We start from the raw sequence: 18,880 nt of genomic DNA on the forward strand, positions 1-18,880 counted from the left end.
ATCAATCCCAGCTCAACGCACCACCAGTCTGATACTCAATAACTCGAGTCTCAAAGAAATTCTTCTCTTTCTTCAAGTCCATAATCTCGCTCATCCAAGGGAACGGGTTAGTCGTCCCTGGATACTCTTCCTTCAAACCAATCTGCGACAGACGACGGTTCGCGATGAACTTGAGGTAATCCTCCATCATCGCCGCATTCATACCCAACACGCCACGAGGCATGGTGTCACGCGCGTATTCAATCTCCAGCTGAGTCCCCTGCAGAATCATCTGGCTCGCTTCTTCCTTCATTTCAGCATCCCACAAATGCGGGTTTTCGATTTTGATCTGGTTGATCACGTCGATGCCGAAGTTCAGGTGCATGGATTCGTCGCGCAGGATGTATTGGAACTGCTCGGCGACGCCGGTCATTTTGTTGCGGCGGCCCATGGAGAGGATCTGGGTGAAGCCGCAGTAGAAGAAGATGCCTTCCAGAACGCAGTAGTAGGCGATCAGGTTGCGCAGCAGCTCTTTGTCGGTTTCGACGGTGCCGGTTTCGAACTTCGGATCGGAGATCGAACGGGTGTATTTCAGGCCCCAGGTGGCTTTTTTCGCGACCGATGGGATCTCGTGGTACATGTTGAAGATCTCGCCTTCATCCATGGCCAACGATTCGATGCAGTACTGGTAGGCGTGGGTGTGGATCGCCTCTTCGAAGGCCTGGCGCAGGATGTACTGGCGGCATTCCGGGTTGGTGATCAGGCGGTACACAGCCAGGACCAGGTTGTTGGCAACCAGGGAGTCGGCGGTGGAGAAGAAGCCGAGGTTGCGCATCACGATGCGGCGCTCGTCGTCGGTCAGGCCTTCCGGGTCTTTCCAGAGGGCGATGTCGGCGGTCATGTTGACTTCTTGCGGCATCCAGTGGTTTGCGCAACCGTCCAGATACTTCTGCCAGGCCCAGTCGTACTTGAACGGTACGAGTTGGTTGAGGTCGGCACGGCAGTTGATCATGCGCTTTTCGTCGACAGCAACGCGGGCGGAGGCGCCTTCGAGTTCGGCGAGGCCTTCGGCGACGTCGAGGGTGTCCAGGGCAGCTTTGGCACGGGCGATTGCGGCAGAGTCGGTCGCGGTAACAGCGCGAGCTTCTTGAGCGGCGACACCACCAGCGGTGTCGAGTCGGTCCATGTTGGCTTCAGTCGCGTGGCCGGCGTTAGCGCCTTTTACCACGGTCTCGCCGCTGTCTTCTTTGTCGAATTCGTCCCAGCTCAGCATGACGTGTCGTCTCCTGCGTGAGGGCCAGATTGCCCGTGTGAAAACTGATAGGTTGGTTTTTCACACAGCCGTTTCTGGCCGCGTTGGATCTAAAGGAAATCGTTTTTTGCAGCAGTACAACGCAGGCAATAAACAGAATTTTGTACGGGTGTTCTGAGGCCACTGACGGGCGCAGAAAGTGTGAACAGCTTCTGCGTGGGCTTCAGACTGGCGTGTTCCCCTGTAAGGGAATATTGCAGGCCCGATTTACGCCGCATTATAGGGAAATTTTTGGCCGCGTGGTGCGACGAAATGGCACTGAGAAGGGGAGGCAGGAGGCGTTTTTAGGCCGGAGTGAGGGTTTACAGGGCTTTGGCTGCTATCAGGGGTGCAGATTTTTTTTTCATAAATTTTAGCGCTCGATTATTTTTGTTCAAAAAACAATCAAAAACTGCCTTTTCCACTACATGTTGTGTTTTGAGTCGGTTTTCGGTAGCTCAAGACACAACTAAGCCCGACCAGTGTCGGGCTGTGAAGTCGTTCTCATTTATTAGCTGAGACGAGCCGCGCCAACGTGATCTGCACCATCCGCAGCGACCTTGGCAGCACCGGTGTGATCGAAGCCATCAGCAGCGACTTTGGCGGCACCAGTGTGATCAAAACCGTCAGAAGCGAGTTTGCCTGCACCAACGTGATCAGCACCATCGGCAGCGAAGGAGGCCGAGCCGGTATGGTCGTAACCATCAGAAGCGACAGCCGCTTCAGTGGTGAAAGCAGCCGAGCCAGTGCGGTCGTAACCGTCAGCGGCGAAGGTGTTAGCGGCCAGGACAGAGAGGGTCAGGGCGAGGATCAATTTGGTTTTCATGAGTGGCTCCAGGTTCGTTGGCGTTTTGTGCCTTGGGTGTGGAATTCAGACTACGCCAGTGAAATTGATTAAAAAGCGCAAATATACGCTTAAATAAATCGTATAAATCGATATATAAGGTTCGGCGCTTCATCTGCCTTAATTGCGGGCGGGTGGGTCGAACCTTGGGAGGGGGAGAGCGGGTGATCAGCCGTTAGAGCAGCCGTTACCCATGACGCTGTAGCGCAGAATGTGTCGCTGACCTTTGGAGTCGTCGTATTCCATTTTGGCTGGAACCACTTCGCAGACATTCGGGATTTCGCTCATCGATATGACTTTGGCGATGTCCAGGTGGGTGGAGTAGGTGTATTCCTCAATGGCGGGTTGTTGCTGTGCGGCATCAGTCGGGACCTCATCCGCCATGGCGGTTGCGCACAGACTGCTGAGGACCAGAACCCATAAAGCTTTCATTTCAAATTTACCTTTCTGAGGTCGAATGGGGTCACGCAATCTTTTTGGGATTGCGTGTGGAGCTTTGATTAAGAGTCTTGGATTAACTGCCTTCGTGGGGGCTGCAACTGGGTTAATCACGTTGCCTTGTTGGCGAGACCGATTTTAGGCCTGGGGGTGGCGTGCATATAGCCGTGCTTTTGATAAACACTTTTGGCAAATTCGGTAACAATCCCCCGAATACGCCGTACGCCCCCTGTAGATAACCGGGGTTGAGCGCCTTGTTGCGGTATAGCCACATTTTGTAGGGGCTTGTTACTACCATCGTCGAATGGTTCTATAGGCCCCGCCCGGCTACAACTGGGGGCATACAAAAACAACTATTCCACCGAGGTAAGAAAGATGAGTGCGGCTTCTTTGTATCCCGTTCGTCCCGAGGTAGCAGCCAACACGCTGACTGACGAGGCCACCTATAAGGCCATGTACCAGCAGTCGGTCGTCAACCCGGACGGCTTCTGGCGCGAACAAGCCAAGCGCCTCGACTGGATCAAGCCTTTCACCACGGTGAAGCAGACGTCCTTCGACGATCACCATGTCGACATCAAATGGTTCGCCGACGGCACGCTGAACGTTTCCTACAACTGCCTCGACCGTCATCTGGCCGAGCGCGGCGATCAAGTCGCGATTATTTGGGAAGGGGATGACCCTGCCGAAAGCCGCAACATCACCTACCGCGAGCTGCACGAACAAGTCTGCAAGTTCGCCAACGCCTTGCGCGGCCAGGATGTACACCGCGGCGACGTGGTGACGATCTATATGCCGATGATCCCCGAAGCCGTGGTCGCCATGCTGGCCTGCACCCGGATCGGCGCGATTCACTCGGTGGTGTTCGGTGGTTTCTCGCCGGAAGCCCTGGCCGGTCGCATCATCGACTGCCGTTCGAAAGTGGTGATCACCGCCGACGAAGGCATTCGTGCCGGCAAGAAGATCCCGCTCAAGTCCAACGTCGACGATGCGCTGACCAACCCGGAAACCAGCAGCATTCAGAAAGTCATCGTGTGCAAGCGCACCGGTGGCAACATCAAGTGGAACCAGCATCGCGACATCTGGTACGAAGACCTGATGAAAGTGGCGGGCAGTGTCTGCGCGCCGAAAGAGATGGGCGCTGAAGAAGCGCTGTTCATCCTTTATACCTCCGGTTCCACCGGCAAGCCGAAGGGCGTGCAGCACACCACCGGCGGTTACCTGCTGTATGCGGCGATGACCCACGAGCGCGTGTTCGACTACCGTCCGGGCGAAATCTACTGGTGCACCGCCGACGTCGGCTGGGTCACCGGCCACACTTATATCGTCTATGGTCCGTTGGCCAATGGCGCGACCACGCTGCTGTTCGAAGGCGTGCCGAACTATCCGGACATCACCCGGGTGGCGAAGATCGTCGACAAGCACAAGGTCAACATCCTCTACACCGCGCCTACCGCGATCCGCGCGATGATGGCGTCGGGCACTGCCGCTGTTGAAGGCGCCGATGGCAGCAGCCTGCGTCTGTTGGGTTCGGTCGGCGAGCCGATTAACCCGGAAGCCTGGGATTGGTACTACAAGAATGTCGGCCAATCCCGTTGCCCGATCGTCGATACCTGGTGGCAGACCGAAACCGGCGGCAACATGATGAGCCCGCTGCCGGGCGCTCACGGTCTGAAACCGGGCTCTGCGGCACGGCCGTTCTTCGGCGTGGTGCCAGCGCTGGTGGACAACCTGGGCAACATCATCGAAGGCGTTGCCGAGGGTAACCTGGTGATTCTCGACTCGTGGCCAGGCCAGGCGCGCACGCTGTATGGCGACCATGACCGCTTCGTCGACACCTACTTCAAGACGTTCCGTGGCATGTACTTCACCGGTGACGGTGCGCGTCGTGATGCCGATGGTTACTACTGGATTACCGGTCGTGTGGATGACGTACTCAACGTTTCCGGGCACCGCATGGGTACTGCCGAGATCGAAAGCGCGATGGTCGCTCACCCGAAAGTCGCTGAAGCGGCGGTGGTCGGTGTGCCGCATGACATCAAGGGGCAGGGTATTTATGTCTACGTCACGTTGATCGGTGGCGAAGAGCCAAGCGAGCAACTGCGTCTGGAACTGAAAAACTGGGTGCGCAAGGAGATCGGCCCGATTGCTTCGCCGGATGTGATCCAGTGGGCGCCAGGGCTGCCGAAAACCCGTTCGGGCAAGATCATGCGTCGGATTCTGCGCAAGATTGCGACGGCGGAATACGATGGGTTGGGGGATATTTCGACCCTGGCGGATCCGGGTGTGGTGCAGCATTTGATTGATACGCACAAGACCATGAACGTCGCGTAAGCGCGGTTCTGAGTTGGTGAAAGCCCCATCCGGTGTCGTGCCGGATGGGGCTTTTTCTGGTCTGCGGTTTTTGTTTTGGCTGTCCGGGCCTCATCGCGGGCAAGCCCGCTCCCACAGGTTTTCGGGATTGGTTGAGATTGCACGCACGCCACAAAACCTTGTGGGAGCGGGCTTGCCCGCGATGAGGCCAGGTCCGACGCCACATAAACAACGACCAATAATTATCGACTTGCGCCGTAGGCCCATTCCCACTGTTACCCATCACCCTTCAAGTAACTGAATGTGTAACCGCGCGCTCCGCTACGGGGCGATGGGAAACGCAAAGCCCCGTTTCAGGGCCTCTCAACCCGGCATGAAAAATAAGACACCACGCTGCGCTTGCCGGATTAGAAGGGTTTGCCAATAATAGGCCCGCAATTTGCAATATAGATCGGTTCACTGTCTTTTGCTCTTGCATGAAATTGCAAGACTGTCAACGCGCTCAAGCGGCTTTCTCGGTGCATCTGTAATTTGTTGTCGCATTGAAGAAATATCGGCTTCGGACCTGTCGTTAGAATGCCGATCACTCGCTCGTCGTTGCCTGTGTTGAAATCAGCGCACGGTTCCTAGGACGCAGCACCGCTTTACGGTTTAACCCATTCGCATATTGGGCTGTCGCTCACTCTGCCGTTTTTGCCCTTTACCGATGGAGTCCCAAGATGAAGAAACTTGTGCTGCTTGGCGCCCTGGCACTGTCCGTGCTGTCCCTGCCGACCTTCGCCGATGACAAGCCTGTAAAAATCGGTATCGAAGCAGCTTACCCTCCGTTCGCCTCCAAAGCGCCGGACGGCAGCATCGTGGGTTTCGACTACGACATCGGCAACGCCCTGTGCGAAGAGATGAAGGTCAAGTGCGTGTGGGTCGAGCAAGAGTTCGACGGCCTGATCCCGGCACTGAAAGTGCGCAAGATCGACGCGATCCTGTCGTCCATGTCGATCACCGAAGACCGCAAGAAGTCCGTGGACTTCACCAACAAGTACTACAACACCCCGGCTCGCCTGGTCATGAAGGCCGGCACTCAGGTCAGCGAAAATCTGGCTGAGTTGAAGGGCAAGAACATCGGTGTGCAACGTGGTTCGATCCACGAACGTTTCGCCCGCGAAGTCCTGGCCCCGCTGGGTGCCGAGATCAAGCCTTACGGTTCGCAGAACGAAATCTACCTCGACGTGGCTGCTGGCCGCCTCGACGGCACCGTGGCAGACGCTACCCTGCTGGATGACGGTTTCCTGAAAACCGACGCTGGTAAAGGTTTCGCTTTCGTTGGCCCGGCCTTCACCGACGTCAAATACTTCGGCGACGGCGTGGGTATCGCGGTTCGCAAGGGCGACGCGCTGAAAGACAAGATCAACACCGCGATCGCGGCCATTCGCGAGAACGGCAAGTACAAGCAAATCCAGGACAAGTACTTCGCCTTCGATATCTACGGCAAGTAATCGTCCCCGCAACAAGTCCGAAATGGCGCAAGCAACAGGATCTCTGAGGTTTGCGCCATTTTTTCATCCCAACTTTCGAGGACCTGAATCATGTTGAAAGGCTACGGGGCTGTCATCCTCGATGGCGCATGGCTGACGCTTCAGCTCGCCTTGTCGTCCATGGTCTTGGCCATTGTTTTGGGTCTGATCGGCGTTGCGCTGCGTCTGTCCCCAATACGCTGGCTGGCCTGGCTGGGCGATCTGTATTCCACGGTGATCCGCGGTATTCCCGATCTGGTGCTAATCCTGCTGATTTTCTACGGCGGCCAGGACCTGCTCAACCGCGTCGCGCCGATGCTCGGCTATGACGATTACATCGACCTGAACCCGTTGGCCGCCGGTATCGGCACCCTGGGTTTCATCTTCGGTGCGTACCTGTCGGAAACTTTCCGTGGTGCCTTCATGGCAATCCCGAAGGGGCAGGCGGAAGCCGGCATGGCGTACGGCATGAGCAGTTTTCAGGTGTTCTTCCGGGTGTTGGTGCCGCAGATGATTCGTCTGGCGATTCCGGGTTTTACCAACAACTGGCTGGTATTGACCAAGGCGACCGCGCTGATTTCGGTGGTCGGTCTGCAAGACATGATGTTCAAGGCCAAGCAGGCGGCAGACGCTACCCGCGAGCCATTCACCTTCTTCCTCGCAGTGGCGGCGATGTACCTGGTGATCACCAGCGTCTCGTTGCTGGCATTGCGTCACCTTGAGAAGCGCTACTCGGTAGGCGTAAGGGCGGCTGATCTATGATCTTCGACTACAACGTCATTTGGGAGGCCTTGCCGCTGTACCTCGGCGGCCTGGTGACCACCCTCAAACTGCTCGCGCTGTCGCTGTTTTTCGGTCTGCTGGCGGCACTGCCGCTGGGGCTGATGCGCGTCTCCAAGCAGCCGGTCGTCAACATGAGTGCCTGGCTGTTCACCTACGTGATTCGCGGCACGCCAATGCTGGTGCAGCTGTTTTTGATCTACTACGGTCTGGCGCAGTTCGAAGCGGTGCGTGAAAGCTTCCTCTGGCCATGGCTGTCCAGCGCCACGTTCTGTGCGTGCCTGGCCTTCGCCATCAACACCAGCGCCTACACCGCTGAAATCATCGCCGGCAGCCTGCGTGCCACGCCGAACGGCGAGATCGAAGCGGCCAAGGCCATGGGCATGTCGCGTTTCAAAATGTACAAGCGGATCCTGTTGCCATCGGCCCTGCGCCGGGCTCTGCCGCAGTACAGCAACGAAGTGATCATGATGCTGCAGACCACCAGTCTGGCGTCCATCGTGACCCTGATCGACATCACCGGTGCCGCGCGCACGGTCAACGCTCAGTTCTACTTGCCGTTCGAAGCCTACATCACCGCCGGCGTGTTCTACCTGTGCCTGACCTTCATTCTGGTGCGCCTGTTCAAGATGGCCGAGCACCGCTGGCTGGGCTATCTGGCCCCGCGGAAGCACTGATATGGAACGCATCGATCATGCATTGCCGTGGAGCCACCTGGGCAGTGAACGCCAGATTTCGGTGTTCCGCTTCGGTACTGGCGAGCGCAAGGCCTACATCCAGGCCAGCCTGCACGCCGATGAACTGCCGGGGATGCGTACCGCTTGGGAGCTGAAAAAGCGCCTGACCGAACTCGAAGCCCAAGGCTTGCTCAACGGCGTGATCGAACTGGTGCCGGTGGCCAACCCACTGGGTCTCGGTCAACTGCTTCAGGGTAACCATCAGGGGCGTTTCGAGGCGGGTAGCGGCAAGAACTTCAACCGGGATTTCGTCGAACTGAGCGAGCCCGTGGCCGCTGAGCTGCAAGGGCACCTGGGAGACGATCCTCACGCCAATATCCGTTTGATCCGTGAAACCATGAGCGATGTGCTGGCTGCATTGCCACCGGCTGCCAGTCAGTTGCAAGGCATGCAGCGCATCTTGCTCAGTCATGCCTGCACCGCCGATGTGGTGCTGGATTTGCATTGTGATTGCGAAGCGGCGCTGCACATGTACGCCTTGCCGCAACACTGGCCGCATTGGCGTTCGCTGGCTGCGCACTTGAACGTCAAGGTCGGTCTGCTGGCGGAAGATTCCGGCGGCAGCTCCTTTGATGAAGCGTGCTCGCTGCCATGGCTGCGTCTGTCGCGTCTGTTCCCGGATGCGCAGATTCCACTGGCGTGCCTGGCGACTACCATTGAATTGGGTGGTCAGTCGGATACCGGTCGCCCAGAGGCGGTGGCTCACGCCGAAGGCATTCTGGCGTTCCTCGCCGAACAAGGCTTGATCAGCGGTGAGTGGCCAAAACCTGCGCAAGACGCTTGCGAAGGCCTGCCGTTCGAAGGCACCGAATTGCTGTTCGCGCCGCATCCGGGCGTGGTGAGTTTCCTGCGTAAACCCGGTGAGTGGGTTGAAGCGGGCGACGAGATTTTTGAAGTGATCGATCCGTTATCGGATCGGGTCAGCACGGTGTGTGCTGGTACGTCCGGGGTGCTGTTTGCCATTGAACGGCTGCGTTATGCCCAACCCGGTTTCTGGCTGGCCAAGGTGGCGGGGCGCGAAGCGCTGCGTCACGGGCGCTTGCTCAACGACTGACTGACTGTTTTTGTGAGAACCGACCGCATGTACAAACTTGAAGTCCAAGACCTGCATAAACGCTATGGCAGTCACGAAGTGCTCAAGGGCGTGTCCCTGAAAGCGGCGGCTGGCGATGTGATCAGCATCATCGGCTCCAGTGGCTCCGGCAAAAGTACTTTCCTGCGCTGCATCAACCTGCTCGAGCAGCCGCACGCGGGCAAGATTCTGCTCAACAACGAAGAGCTGAAACTGGTTGCCAACAAGGACGGCGCGCTGAAAGCCGCCGACCCGAAACAGCTGCAACGCATGCGTTCGCGCCTGTCTATGGTGTTCCAGCATTTCAACCTGTGGTCGCACATGACCGCGATGGAAAACATCATGGAAGCGCCGGTCCACGTGCTCGGCATGTCCAAGACCGAAGCTCGCGAGAAGGCCGAGCATTACCTGAACAAGGTCGGTGTTGCTCATCGCAAGGACGCCTACCCGGGCCACATGTCCGGCGGCGAGCAGCAGCGTGTGGCGATTGCCCGTGCGCTGGCGATGGAGCCTGAGGTGATGCTGTTCGACGAACCGACCTCGGCCCTCGACCCTGAGTTGGTCGGTGACGTGCTGAAAGTCATGCAGGCCCTGGCGCAGGAAGGCCGGACCATGGTGGTGGTCACGCACGAAATGGGCTTTGCCCGTGAAGTGTCGAACCAGCTGGTGTTCCTGCACAAAGGCGTCGTCGAAGAAAGCGGCAACCCGCGCGAAGTGCTGGTCAATCCGCAGTCTGAACGTTTGCAGCAATTCCTGTCTGGCAGCTTGAAATAATCAGGACTGCCGTTGCGCACCGGGATAGTGCATGCTTCGCAATTTAGAGGCTGCCCCGATTCCCTGTGGGAGCTGGCTTGCCTGCGATGGCGGTGAGTCAGTTTGCTTCACTGGCACAGACACACCGCCATCGCAGGCAAGCCAGCTCCCACATTTGATCTTTGTTGGTTTCGAGATATGCGTTCATTTACGGGCTAGCATTGGCCCATGCCTTCATCACTGTTCTTCGTTTCGGATTGCCCGCCATGACTGCCCATCGAATTGGTTTCCTGATTTGGCCCAGCACTAAAGCTCTGACGCTTGCGCTGGCTGAGGAGGCCTTGCGTGTTGCCCAGCGTGTGCACCCGGACGTTGTTTACGAGCTGTCGTTCTTGCAGGCAGAGCCGCCGACCGAAGGCGCCTGGCAGCTGCCGGGTGAACCGTGGGCCGGCAAGCTCGAAAACTTCCAGAAACTGTTCCTGCTCGCTGACGAACCGCCGACCTCGCTCGCGCCGTCGCTCAGCAGTGCGCTGAAACAACTGGTGCGCGCCGGTTGTGTGATCGGCGGTTTGTCGGCCGGTGTTTACCCATTGGCGCAGTTGGGTTTGCTCGACGGTTATCGCGCTGCCGTGCATTGGCGCTGGCAGGACGATTTCGCCGAGCGCTTCCCGAAGGTGATTGCGACCAGTCATCTGTTCGACTGGGATCGCGATCGCCTCACTGCATGCGGTGGCCTGTCGGTGCTCGACTTGCTGTTGGCGGTGCTGGCCCGTGATCACGGTGCCGAACTGGCCGGTGCGGTGTCGGAAGAGCTGGTGGTCGAACGCATTCGTGAGGGCGGCGAGCGCCAGCGTATTCCGTTGCAGAACCGCTTGGGTTCCAGTCATCCGAAGCTCACCCAAGCGGTGTTGTTGATGGAAGCCAACATCGAAGAACCGCTGACCACCGACGAAATCGCCCAGCATGTGTGCGTATCGCGTCGGCAGCTGGAGCGGATCTTCAAGCAATACCTCAACCGTGTGCCGAGCCAGTACTACCTGGAGCTGCGCCTGAACAAGGCCCGGCAGATGTTGATGCAAACCAGCAAGTCGATCATCCAGATCGGCCTGTCGTGTGGCTTCTCTTCGGGGCCGCACTTCTCCAGCGCCTACCGCAACTTCTTCGGCGCCACGCCGCGGGAAGATCGCAACCAGCGGCGCAGCAGTAGCCCGTTCGAGTTGTCGTCGGTGCCGTCCGAACGCGGTTGACCCCGACGTTAAGTCTGGCGTCGATCACTCATCGACGTCAGAGCCTTCAGACGATGACACCTCCATTTCCGCGTGATCAATGACTGCATCGACATCGAAGTCGACGCCTGTCTGCTGGAAATAACTGATCAGCCTCTGCACGCTTTCTTCAGACAACGGGTTGCCTCTCAGATTGATGCCTTCGCCGACGTCCAGCGGCAGTTCCAGAATGTCGGCGGGTATATGGGTGATTGCATTTGCGCTCAGGTCCACGGTGTCCAGGGATTTGAGTTGCAACAGGCCCGGCGGCAGTTCGGTGATGCCAGTGTCGTTCAGCAACAGGGTCGTGAGATGGGACATCTGGCTTACGTCTGGTGTGGCACCCAGCGGGTTGTAGCTCAGGTCCAGGTAGTCCAGGCGCTCCATCTGTGCCAGTTCCAGCGCACTTTGCGCAGTCAGGGTGAGCTGGCAATCGATCATCGACAGTGAGGTCAGATCGCCCATCCTGAAAATTGGCTCGGGGAGACTTTCCTGTCGGTAGTTTCGGATGGTCAGCCCTTTGAGGCGGGGGAAACTCTCCAGAAAGCGTCCGGCCCCTGAGGTCAGTCCATCATCACTGTGCAGATACAGCAACGAAACGTGACTGAAGTCTGCACGCATCGCCGGCAGGTCGCCGGTAATGACGGTGGGCAGGGTCAGCTCGTAGGTGGGCTGAAGGTGTTGATTGAAGTCGTCCAGATCGGTTTGCCGGCGCCAGCAACGTTCCACAATCCGTTTGAATTCATCCCGGATCGAATGTTCTTCGAGCAATTGCTGCGCGGTGAACGGAGCGCCGCTCGTCGGGTGCACTGCCGGGACGTTTGCCGTCCAGGCTGAAAGCTCGTTGCCGAGGGTGTTGAATTCGGTTTCAAGGCGCGTGATCTCCACTCTGCCGTCGGCCAGTGTGCCGGGCAGCAGATAGATAAACTCACTCGCTTCTTCATGATCCATGCTCGGGTACAGCGTTTGTACTCGATTGACATCCGCCTGTTCGGCAAACACGCCGAAGTCCTGGCGCGTGTAGCCGAAATGGCTTTTTATGCGTTCGCGGGCTGCAGTTGAAAGCGGGTTACCGCCCAGGTCGAAGCCATCTCTGGTCGTGGAGGGGAGATCGAAGATCGCGGCGGGCAGCTCCTGGAGGCGGTTGTCATTGAGCAGAATGGTGCGAAGGTGTGGGCGGGTCAGTACACCGGCCGGGAAGCCGGAAATGCCGGTGTCCGATACGTCGATGTAGCTCAGCTGCGGCATGTTCTCGACAGTGGGGCTGAGCCCCAGCGGGTTTTTGTACAGGTCCAGAATCACCAGTTTGTTCAGCGCTGCCAGGGTGGCATGGCTCTGTGGGGTAAGGGTGATGGCACATTCGCTGAGAATCAGTTCGGTGAGGTTTGGCGATTGCACGATGGTTTCTGGAAGATGATTCAGGGTGAAACCGCGCAAGGCCAGGCGGCGTAAGCCTGAGAACCCTCGCAAGAATTCATGCATTCCGCGGGTGGCGATATGGCCATCCAGCGAAAGGCTTGTCACGTGACTGAAGCTTTCGCTGAGTACCGGAAGCTCGCCCAGTATCGGTTGGGAAAAACTGAACTCGACAAGCTGATCCTCGCCGTCGCGCAGTGAGGCTTGTTGTCGCCAGCAGTCGAGCAATTCATCCGCCAGGTGTCGGCGATTTCGCTGCTGAATGCTGAATTGCTCAGGGGTGATTCTGATCGGGGTATCCGGCAGGAACTGCGGGATTTCGTTACGCCAGAGGTGCAGGTCATTGCTCAATTGGGCGTGTCTGGCCATGAGTCGGCTCAGTTCTGCTCGTGGGCCGGTCGGGTGCCGTTGTAACCGCTCGACAAAGGTTTGCAGTTCCTCGAGTGACAGCTGGGGAAACAGCTGATGGGCGTGGGATTGTAATGTCGGCGTACCGAACGGCGCGCGATGGTAGCCCTCTGTGCCACCGAGCAAGCGCATGACGGTCGGGTCGTAGGTGGGTTTCAGGACCGGATGTTGCGCCAGGACCGCAAGCAGTTCATCGCGGTTCAGGACGTGCGCGCGAATCAGTTGCCTGAGTTTTTCACCCTCTCCGATGTGGATGCCCAACGCCGAGCGCTCGCTGTCGGGCAGCGCCTGCAGCAGATCAAGGTAGAGCGTGTTCGCGCCGCTGAGCTCAAGACCCGTGTCGTCATAGGCCTGATAGGTGCCGTCTGGATTCAGTGCAAGTACTTTGCGGGTCGGTGCATCGGCATTGCCGATACTGTCGAGCAGACGTCCGTCATGGGCGTACTCACGGATCTCCAGGCGCAACTGCCCCGACCAGCCAGGCAGTCGCTTCAGGGTGTGCAGGGCCAGTCGATCGGTGTCGGGGTTGTTGGCGCTGGAGCTGATCTCCAGACCTTCGTAAGCCCGGGTCACCCTGACGTGTTCCCGGGCTTCACGGGTGAGCTGTGTGAGGCGTTTGGACAAAGTACCGCGCTCAAGTTGTTGCAGCTCTTGATCGCTGGCAGTTTGCAGCAGTGCTTCTGCCACGCTGGTCGGTAAACCGTGTTCGGCGTCGATGAGTTTTTGCGCCAGCGGGGAGGCAGTGCGTTCGAGCCGACGGTATCGATTATCGAACAGGGTTTCCCGCTTGCTCTCGGCGAGTGCTTTTAGTGCCTTGCGCAATGTGCGGGCGCGGGTGTCGAGGCTGGGGGATGGTGTGCCGAAACTTTCACCCATCAGCGTTCTGGTTTCGCTTTCCCCGAGCCTCACAAACAGCGTTTTGATCAGGTCGCCGTTGTTCAATTGTGTTTGATTGATCTGCACCACGGGTTGATTGGCGGTGCTGCGTTCCCAAAGGGTTCGCGCTTTTGCGTCGACCAGTCGCAACCCTTTGTCAGTGGGCCAGTAGTTGTAGTCACAGAGCAGTTCCAGTTGCGTGATGGAGTCCGCCTTCAGGTAGTCGTTCGGCTGTTCGCTGCCGATCAGGTCGATGAAGGTCTGGATGTCCTGATCGATCTTGAAGCGTTTGAGCGTGTCGGCCAGCAATGGCGGTAGTTGCCCGGCATTCACATGCATCTTGCGCAGGGCGTTCTCATGGCAGTTGCTGATGCTGAGCATTCGTTCACGCATTTGCGGCGAAAAGCGCTGCATGTCGGGGCCGATACGGCGCAAGACAGTGGCCTGATCCCAGCTCAGCGGCTGGTCGACCTCGGTCTGCCACGCGCCGTTACCGTTGTGCTTCAGCGCGGGTTTGTAGGCTTCGGGGCGAGTCGGGTGTTCGATGCGATACTCGCCGGTTACTGGATCCCGGGACACGTCATAGCGTTTGTTTTCCAGTGCCAGCAGGGTTTTTCCGTGGTGATGGTGCAGTCCAGACTCATCGGGTTTGACGTCGTTGGGGAGTGCGACGGGTTGTTCGTAGGTGCTCAAATCGGGCTTCCAGTAGCGGGTGTCGCCATTGGGAGTTTTTACCGGATTGAAGCGGTCGATGAACTGCACGATTTCACGGGGCAGAACAGCCCGGAATTCGCTCGCTGCAATAACACCTCCCGCCGCAAATGTGCCCAGTTGCACCGCCGACTCAACCACGCCCATGAAATGCTCGAAGGCTTCAAGGGGCAGGCCTTCTGCCCAGTCGACAATGCTTTCGAAGGTTTCGTCCAGTAACTGGTAGGCCATGTAGGCCAGCATTAACTCGCCGAGAAACGGCACGAACGGCAGGGCGACGAACGCGACAATGTTGATCAATGCCGAGGCGATTTCACTGAAGGAGTCCCATAACGCCCAGCGGGCTTTTTGGTCGACCATTGCGGTGGAGACCGCGATGACTCGTGCATCGTTGAGGATCTTGTCGAGTTTTCGGCGGTAAAGATGCACCCACAGGTCGCCGTTGATCGGCGTCGCGGCAATCTGGAGATTGGGTCGGTGATCAGGGTTTTCTCTCCAGGTGGGGCGCGCATCGCCGGGCTGGATCGGTTGCCAGGTGATGGGGGCAAGTCGATCATTCAATTGTCCGAAGAAGTGCCCACGGTCCTGATGATCGATAAAGCGACTGAAGAACGTCTGGTAGTCATGAGTGCGCAGGCGCTGGATCAGTTCTTGGGCGAATGCGGCGGTGGAGGGGTACTCCTTGATCGGATGCTCGGGGTCGTCAGGAATGTAGGCCACTACTCGGGCCGCTTCGCGCACGAGCTCCAGGTTCGGGCCGAACAGCACAATACCGGTCAGGCGGGCGTTCATGATGCTCAGTTCGTGGCAGAACCACGATTGGCCGCGCAGTCGCGAAGGGTGTAAGCCATCGCTGATGCTCTGGATCAGGCGATGAGTATCGGCACCGACACAACTTTGCATCTTTGCCATGTGCAGGGCGGCGGTGAGTGCCGCCTTCTGGCTGTTGCGTACTCGGGATTGCAGGATGCTCGCGACGACTGGATTGCTGATGCCCAGATTCTCTTCGAGGTATTTTTTATAGTGCTCGCCGATATCCAGGTCCCGGCAGAGCCGGGTAAATGCGCTGATCGGCATTTGTCTCAAGACGTGCGGCAGTTCATTGAATTGTCCGGTGGGCGAGGGTGGGCTGACGTAGGTCGACGCCGCCTCGAACGCATCGTCGTGGGTTTCGGCGCTTTCGAAGTTGTGCAGTGCGGCGTCCAGCAGTGACACCGTCCAGATGCGCGACGCGCCCGACTTCAGCCGCAGCCACGGGATATGGGCGGGAATATAAAGACGCAAAAAGGTTTGGTGAACGTCCAGCTCAAGGCCGAAGCGCTCCTTGAGCGCTGCAACCAGTAACGGTTCGGCAAAGTCGCTGGCATTTTTCAGGTTGGCCAGGGACTGATCGACGCGGTTCTGCGCTTGCCAGTGCAAGGCATTGAGTGTGCGCAATTCGGCGTGCTGGCTGCGAGGCGTGTTGTTGAACCCGGCGGGCAGACGAGGTTTGGCCTTTCTCAAGGCTTCACGCTTTTGCAGGGTCGCCTGCGTCAGCCAAGGGGGAATGACGCTCATCAGATGCTGGTAATGGGTGTCCCTGTTGAAGGGGGGCATCGGATCGAGATGGATAGCGTCCGGATTTTCGTTGGTAAGGCTCATGAAGGTTGCCGTTGGCGTTAAGAAGGCTTCAGAAAACACCATGAGCGCCAGCGACGTGCGGTACATATATACCGCCACCGTAAAATCCGGATGAGTAAGATCCTCGCAACCTGCCGCAAACCCCGCGGGCAGTTTAAACTGCGCCTTTGCGACGGTATTTGTCGCATTGCCGTAAACCCGGGCAAAACCTGTGTTTGCGCTATAAGAAGTTGTCGCTTGGCGGCAAGGCCGGGCTGAAAACTGTCCTTACAATCCCCTCATCGCTCGCCAGTTTCAGGCGAGCGTTCCTCTTCAGGAGACTCCGATGTCCGTTGAGCACGCTGCGGTAGAACGCGCCGATTTCGACCAGGTAATGGTTCCCAACTACGCGCCAGCCGCTTTCATTCCTGTGCGTGGCGCCGGTTCCCGTGTCTGGGACCAGTCTGGCCGCGAGCTGATCGACTTCGCCGGCGGGATTGCCGTTAACGTATTGGGCCATGCGCACCCGGCGCTGGTCGCTGCATTGACCGAGCAAGCGAACAAGCTGTGGCACGTGTCCAACGTGTTCACCAATGAGCCGGCCTTGCGCCTGGCCCATAAGCTGGTCGACGCCACTTTTGCCGAGCGCGTGTTCTTCTGCAACTCCGGCGCCGAAGCCAACGAGGCCGCCTTCAAGCTGGCCCGTCGCGTGGCCCATGACCGTTTCGGTACCGAGAAGTACGAAATCGTTGCCGCGCTCAACAGCTTCCACGGCCGTACCCTGTTCACTGTGAACGTCGGTGGCCAGTCGAAGTACTCCGACGGCTTTGGTCCGAAGATCACCGGCATCACCCACGTGCCTTACAACGATCTGGCCGCGCTCAAAGCCGCTGTTTCCGACAAGACCTGCGCGGTAGTTCTGGAGCCGATCCAGGGCGAAGGCGGCGTACTGCCGGCCGAGCTGTCTTACCTGCAAGGTGCCCGTGAGCTGTGCGATGCGCATAACGCGCTGCTGGTTTTCGACGAAGTCCAGACCGGCATGGGCCGCAGTGGCAAGCTGTTCGCCTATCAGCATTACGGCGTGACCCCGGACATCCTGACTAGCGCCAAGAGCCTGGGCGGCGGTTTCCCGATTGCAGCGATGCTGACCACCGAAGACCTGGCCAAACACCTGGTCGTCGGCACCCACGGCACCACGTATGGCGGCAACCCGCTGGCGTGCGCTGTCGCTGAAGCGGTAATCGATGTGATCAACACGCCTGAAGTGCTAAACGGCGTCAATGCCAAGCACGACAAGTTCAAGACCCGTCTTGAGCAGATCGGCGAGAAGTACGGCCTGTTCACTGAAGTCCGCGGCCTGGGCCTGCTGCTCGGTTGCGTGCTGAGCGATGCCTGGAAAGGCAAGGCCAAGGACATCTTCAACGCCGCCGAGCGTGAAGGCCTGATGATTCTGCAAGCCGGCCCGGACGTGATTCGTTTCGCGCCAAGCCTGGTGGTTGAAGACGCCGATATCGATGCCGGTCTCGACCGCTTCGAACGCGCTGCGGCAAAACTGACTCAAGCCTGATAGACCTTTCGACGCCTGACTGTTCAGGCGTCGATCCAAATATTTGTTTCGGGCTGGATCAAAAGTGTGGGAGCTAGCCTGCTAGCGATGAGGGCCTGATAGCCAACATCATTGTTGCCTGACAGGACGATATCGCTAGCAGGCTAGCTCCCACAGTTGACTCTGAGTTGTTTCAGGGATGGCCCGGGTTTTTTTCTTCTGTAAGTTCTGAGATTAAGGAGTGACACCATGCTGGTGATGCGCCCCGCGCAAATGGCTGATCTGGGCGAGGTACAGCGTCTGGCTGCGGACAGCCCGATTGGTGTCACTTCCTTGCCGGATGACGTTGAACGGCTGAGCGACAAGATCGCCGCAAGCGAAGCCTCGTTCGCCGCCGAAGTCAGCTTCAACGGTGAAGAGAGCTATTTCTTCGTCCTCGAAGACACGACCACCGGCAAACTGGTCGGTTGTTCGGCGATTGTTGCCTCGGCCGGTTATTCCGAGCCGTTTTACAGTTTCCGTAATGAAACCTTCGTGCACGCCTCCCGCGAGCTGAAGATTCACAACAAGATCCACGTGCTCTCCCAGTGCCACGACCTGACCGGCAACAGTTTGCTGACCAGTTTCTACGTGAAGCCGGAGTTGGTGGGTTCGCCTTGGGCGGAGCTCAATTCCCGTGGTCGCCTGTTGTTCGTGGCCAGCCATCCGGAGCGCTTTGCCGATTCGGTGGTGACCGAGATCGTCGGTTACAGCGACGAAAATGGTGATTCGCCGTTCTGGGATGCCATCGGTCGCAACTTCTTCGACCTCAACTACGCCGCCGCCGAGCGTCTGTGTGGCCTGAAAAGCCGCACGTTCCTGGCCGAGCTGATGCCGCATTACCCGATCTACGTGCCGTTGCTGCCGGATTCCGCTCAAGAGGCGATGGGCCAGGTGCACCCACGGGCGCAGATCACCTTCGACATCCTGATGCGCGAAGGCTTCGAGACCGATCACTACATCGACATTTTCGACGGTGGCCCGACCCTGCACGCCCGCGTATCGGGGATCCGTTCGATCGCCCAGAGCCGTGTCGTCCCGGTGAAAATCGGTGAGCCAGTCAAAGGTGTCGGTCGTCAGTATCTGGTGGCCAATGCTCAGCTGCAGGATTACCGCGCTGTTTTGCTTGAGCTCGATTACGCGCCGGGCAAACCCGTGACCCTGGATCTGGAAGCCGCCGAAGCCCTGGGCGTCGGTGAAGGTGCCAGCGTGCGCCTGGTGGCGGTTTAACGCCTGCTGCTATGCCTATAAAGAGTGAATGCTTAGTAAAGCAGCGAGTTTCACGGGTGGCGTCAGCGGCCCGTT

The 18,880-nt window shown here is 58.3% G+C and carries 13 protein-coding genes; 9 read left to right on the forward strand and 4 right to left on the reverse strand.

Annotated elements, in window-relative coordinates; translation table 11 throughout:
* Position 1: 1 nt before the first annotated feature.
* The 3 genes from AB7M22_RS03520 to AB7M22_RS03530 form a co-directional block, all read right to left on the reverse strand.
* Positions 2–1,252 carry a ribonucleotide-diphosphate reductase subunit beta gene (locus AB7M22_RS03520; RefSeq protein WP_007905373.1) on the reverse strand — a complete coding sequence of 417 codons (1,251 nt, stop codon included), beginning with the start codon at positions 1,250–1,252 and terminating at the stop codon, positions 2–4.
* Between the two features lie 529 nt (positions 1,253–1,781).
* Complete coding sequence (locus tag AB7M22_RS03525) at positions 1,782–2,096, reverse strand: hypothetical protein (RefSeq protein WP_008009937.1); 315 nt, start codon at positions 2,094–2,096, stop codon at positions 1,782–1,784.
* A gap of 186 nt (positions 2,097–2,282) precedes the next feature.
* Positions 2,283–2,546, reverse strand: coding sequence for a DUF2790 domain-containing protein (locus tag AB7M22_RS03530; RefSeq protein WP_454185263.1), 264 nt, complete (start codon positions 2,544–2,546; stop codon positions 2,283–2,285).
* Positions 2,547–2,927: 381 nt separating this feature from the next.
* Here AB7M22_RS03530 and acs point away from each other — a divergent pair, with 381 nt between their 5' ends.
* The 7 genes from acs to AB7M22_RS03565 all read left to right on the forward strand — a co-directional run bounded on the left by acs (position 2,928) and on the right by AB7M22_RS03565 (position 10,962).
* A complete protein-coding gene (gene acs, locus AB7M22_RS03535; protein WP_454185264.1) occupies positions 2,928–4,883 on the forward strand; it encodes an acetate--CoA ligase in 1,956 nt (651 codons plus the stop codon).
* Positions 4,884–5,581: 698 nt separating this feature from the next.
* Positions 5,582–6,355: an ABC transporter substrate-binding protein gene (locus tag AB7M22_RS03540; protein WP_008009943.1), complete on the forward strand. Its 774-nt coding sequence runs from the start codon at positions 5,582–5,584 to the stop codon at positions 6,353–6,355.
* 90 nt (positions 6,356–6,445) lie between these two features.
* Positions 6,446–7,135: an ABC transporter permease gene (locus tag AB7M22_RS03545; protein WP_007904805.1), complete on the forward strand. Its 690-nt coding sequence runs from the start codon at positions 6,446–6,448 to the stop codon at positions 7,133–7,135.
* A complete protein-coding gene (locus AB7M22_RS03550) occupies positions 7,132–7,830 on the forward strand; it encodes an ABC transporter permease (protein WP_008009945.1) in 699 nt (232 codons plus the stop codon). Before AB7M22_RS03545 ends, AB7M22_RS03550 begins: the two co-directional genes overlap by 4 nt.
* 1 nt (position 7,831) lies before the next feature.
* Positions 7,832–8,944 (forward strand): M14 family metallopeptidase, encoded by a 1,113-nt coding sequence (locus AB7M22_RS03555; RefSeq protein WP_454185265.1) that lies wholly within the window; start codon positions 7,832–7,834, stop codon positions 8,942–8,944.
* Between the two features lie 27 nt (positions 8,945–8,971).
* Positions 8,972–9,736, forward strand: coding sequence for an ABC transporter ATP-binding protein (locus AB7M22_RS03560; RefSeq protein ID WP_007904680.1), 765 nt, complete (start codon positions 8,972–8,974; stop codon positions 9,734–9,736).
* A 245-nt stretch (positions 9,737–9,981) separates the two neighbouring features.
* The gene (locus AB7M22_RS03565) at positions 9,982–10,962 is read left to right on the forward strand and encodes a GlxA family transcriptional regulator (protein WP_007904681.1); all 981 of its coding nucleotides are present in this window, start codon (positions 9,982–9,984) and stop codon (positions 10,960–10,962) included.
* A 24-nt stretch (positions 10,963–10,986) separates the two neighbouring features.
* Here AB7M22_RS03565 and AB7M22_RS03570 read toward each other — a convergent pair whose 3' ends face one another.
* A complete protein-coding gene (locus AB7M22_RS03570; protein WP_454185266.1) occupies positions 10,987–16,032 on the reverse strand; it encodes a dermonecrotic toxin domain-containing protein in 5,046 nt (1,681 codons plus the stop codon).
* A 304-nt stretch (positions 16,033–16,336) separates the two neighbouring features.
* Between AB7M22_RS03570 and AB7M22_RS03575 the strand changes: the two genes are divergently transcribed.
* Complete coding sequence (locus AB7M22_RS03575; protein ID WP_007904683.1) at positions 16,337–17,557, forward strand: aspartate aminotransferase family protein; 1,221 nt, start codon at positions 16,337–16,339, stop codon at positions 17,555–17,557.
* A gap of 228 nt (positions 17,558–17,785) precedes the next feature.
* Positions 17,786–18,805, forward strand: a complete 1,020-nt coding sequence (gene aruF / locus AB7M22_RS03580; RefSeq protein ID WP_454185267.1) for an arginine/ornithine succinyltransferase subunit alpha — start codon at positions 17,786–17,788, stop codon at positions 18,803–18,805.
* The last annotated feature ends 75 nt before the right edge of the window (positions 18,806–18,880 follow it).

The organism is Pseudomonas sp. ADAK2 TE3594 (assembly GCF_053628675.1).

Excerpts from the sequence above, each read along its gene's own strand:
- AB7M22_RS03520 (WP_007905373.1), bottom strand. The coding sequence starts at position 1,252 with ATGCTGAGCTGGGACGAATTCGACAAAGAAGACAGCGGCGAGACCGTG.
- AB7M22_RS03525 (WP_008009937.1), bottom strand. The coding sequence starts at position 2,096 with ATGAAAACCAAATTGATCCTCGCCCTGACCCTCTCTGTCCTGGCCGCT.
- AB7M22_RS03530 (WP_454185263.1), bottom strand. The coding sequence starts at position 2,546 with ATGAAAGCTTTATGGGTTCTGGTCCTCAGCAGTCTGTGCGCAACCGCC.
- acs (WP_454185264.1), top strand. The coding sequence starts at position 2,928 with ATGAGTGCGGCTTCTTTGTATCCCGTTCGTCCCGAGGTAGCAGCCAAC.
- AB7M22_RS03540 (WP_008009943.1), top strand. The coding sequence starts at position 5,582 with ATGAAGAAACTTGTGCTGCTTGGCGCCCTGGCACTGTCCGTGCTGTCC.
- AB7M22_RS03545 (WP_007904805.1), top strand. The coding sequence starts at position 6,446 with ATGTTGAAAGGCTACGGGGCTGTCATCCTCGATGGCGCATGGCTGACG.
- AB7M22_RS03550 (WP_008009945.1), top strand. The coding sequence starts at position 7,132 with ATGATCTTCGACTACAACGTCATTTGGGAGGCCTTGCCGCTGTACCTC.
- AB7M22_RS03555 (WP_454185265.1), top strand. The coding sequence starts at position 7,832 with ATGGAACGCATCGATCATGCATTGCCGTGGAGCCACCTGGGCAGTGAA.
- AB7M22_RS03560 (WP_007904680.1), top strand. The coding sequence starts at position 8,972 with ATGTACAAACTTGAAGTCCAAGACCTGCATAAACGCTATGGCAGTCAC.
- AB7M22_RS03565 (WP_007904681.1), top strand. The coding sequence starts at position 9,982 with ATGACTGCCCATCGAATTGGTTTCCTGATTTGGCCCAGCACTAAAGCT.
- AB7M22_RS03570 (WP_454185266.1), bottom strand. The coding sequence starts at position 16,032 with ATGAGCCTTACCAACGAAAATCCGGACGCTATCCATCTCGATCCGATG.
- AB7M22_RS03575 (WP_007904683.1), top strand. The coding sequence starts at position 16,337 with ATGTCCGTTGAGCACGCTGCGGTAGAACGCGCCGATTTCGACCAGGTA.
- aruF (WP_454185267.1), top strand. The coding sequence starts at position 17,786 with ATGCTGGTGATGCGCCCCGCGCAAATGGCTGATCTGGGCGAGGTACAG.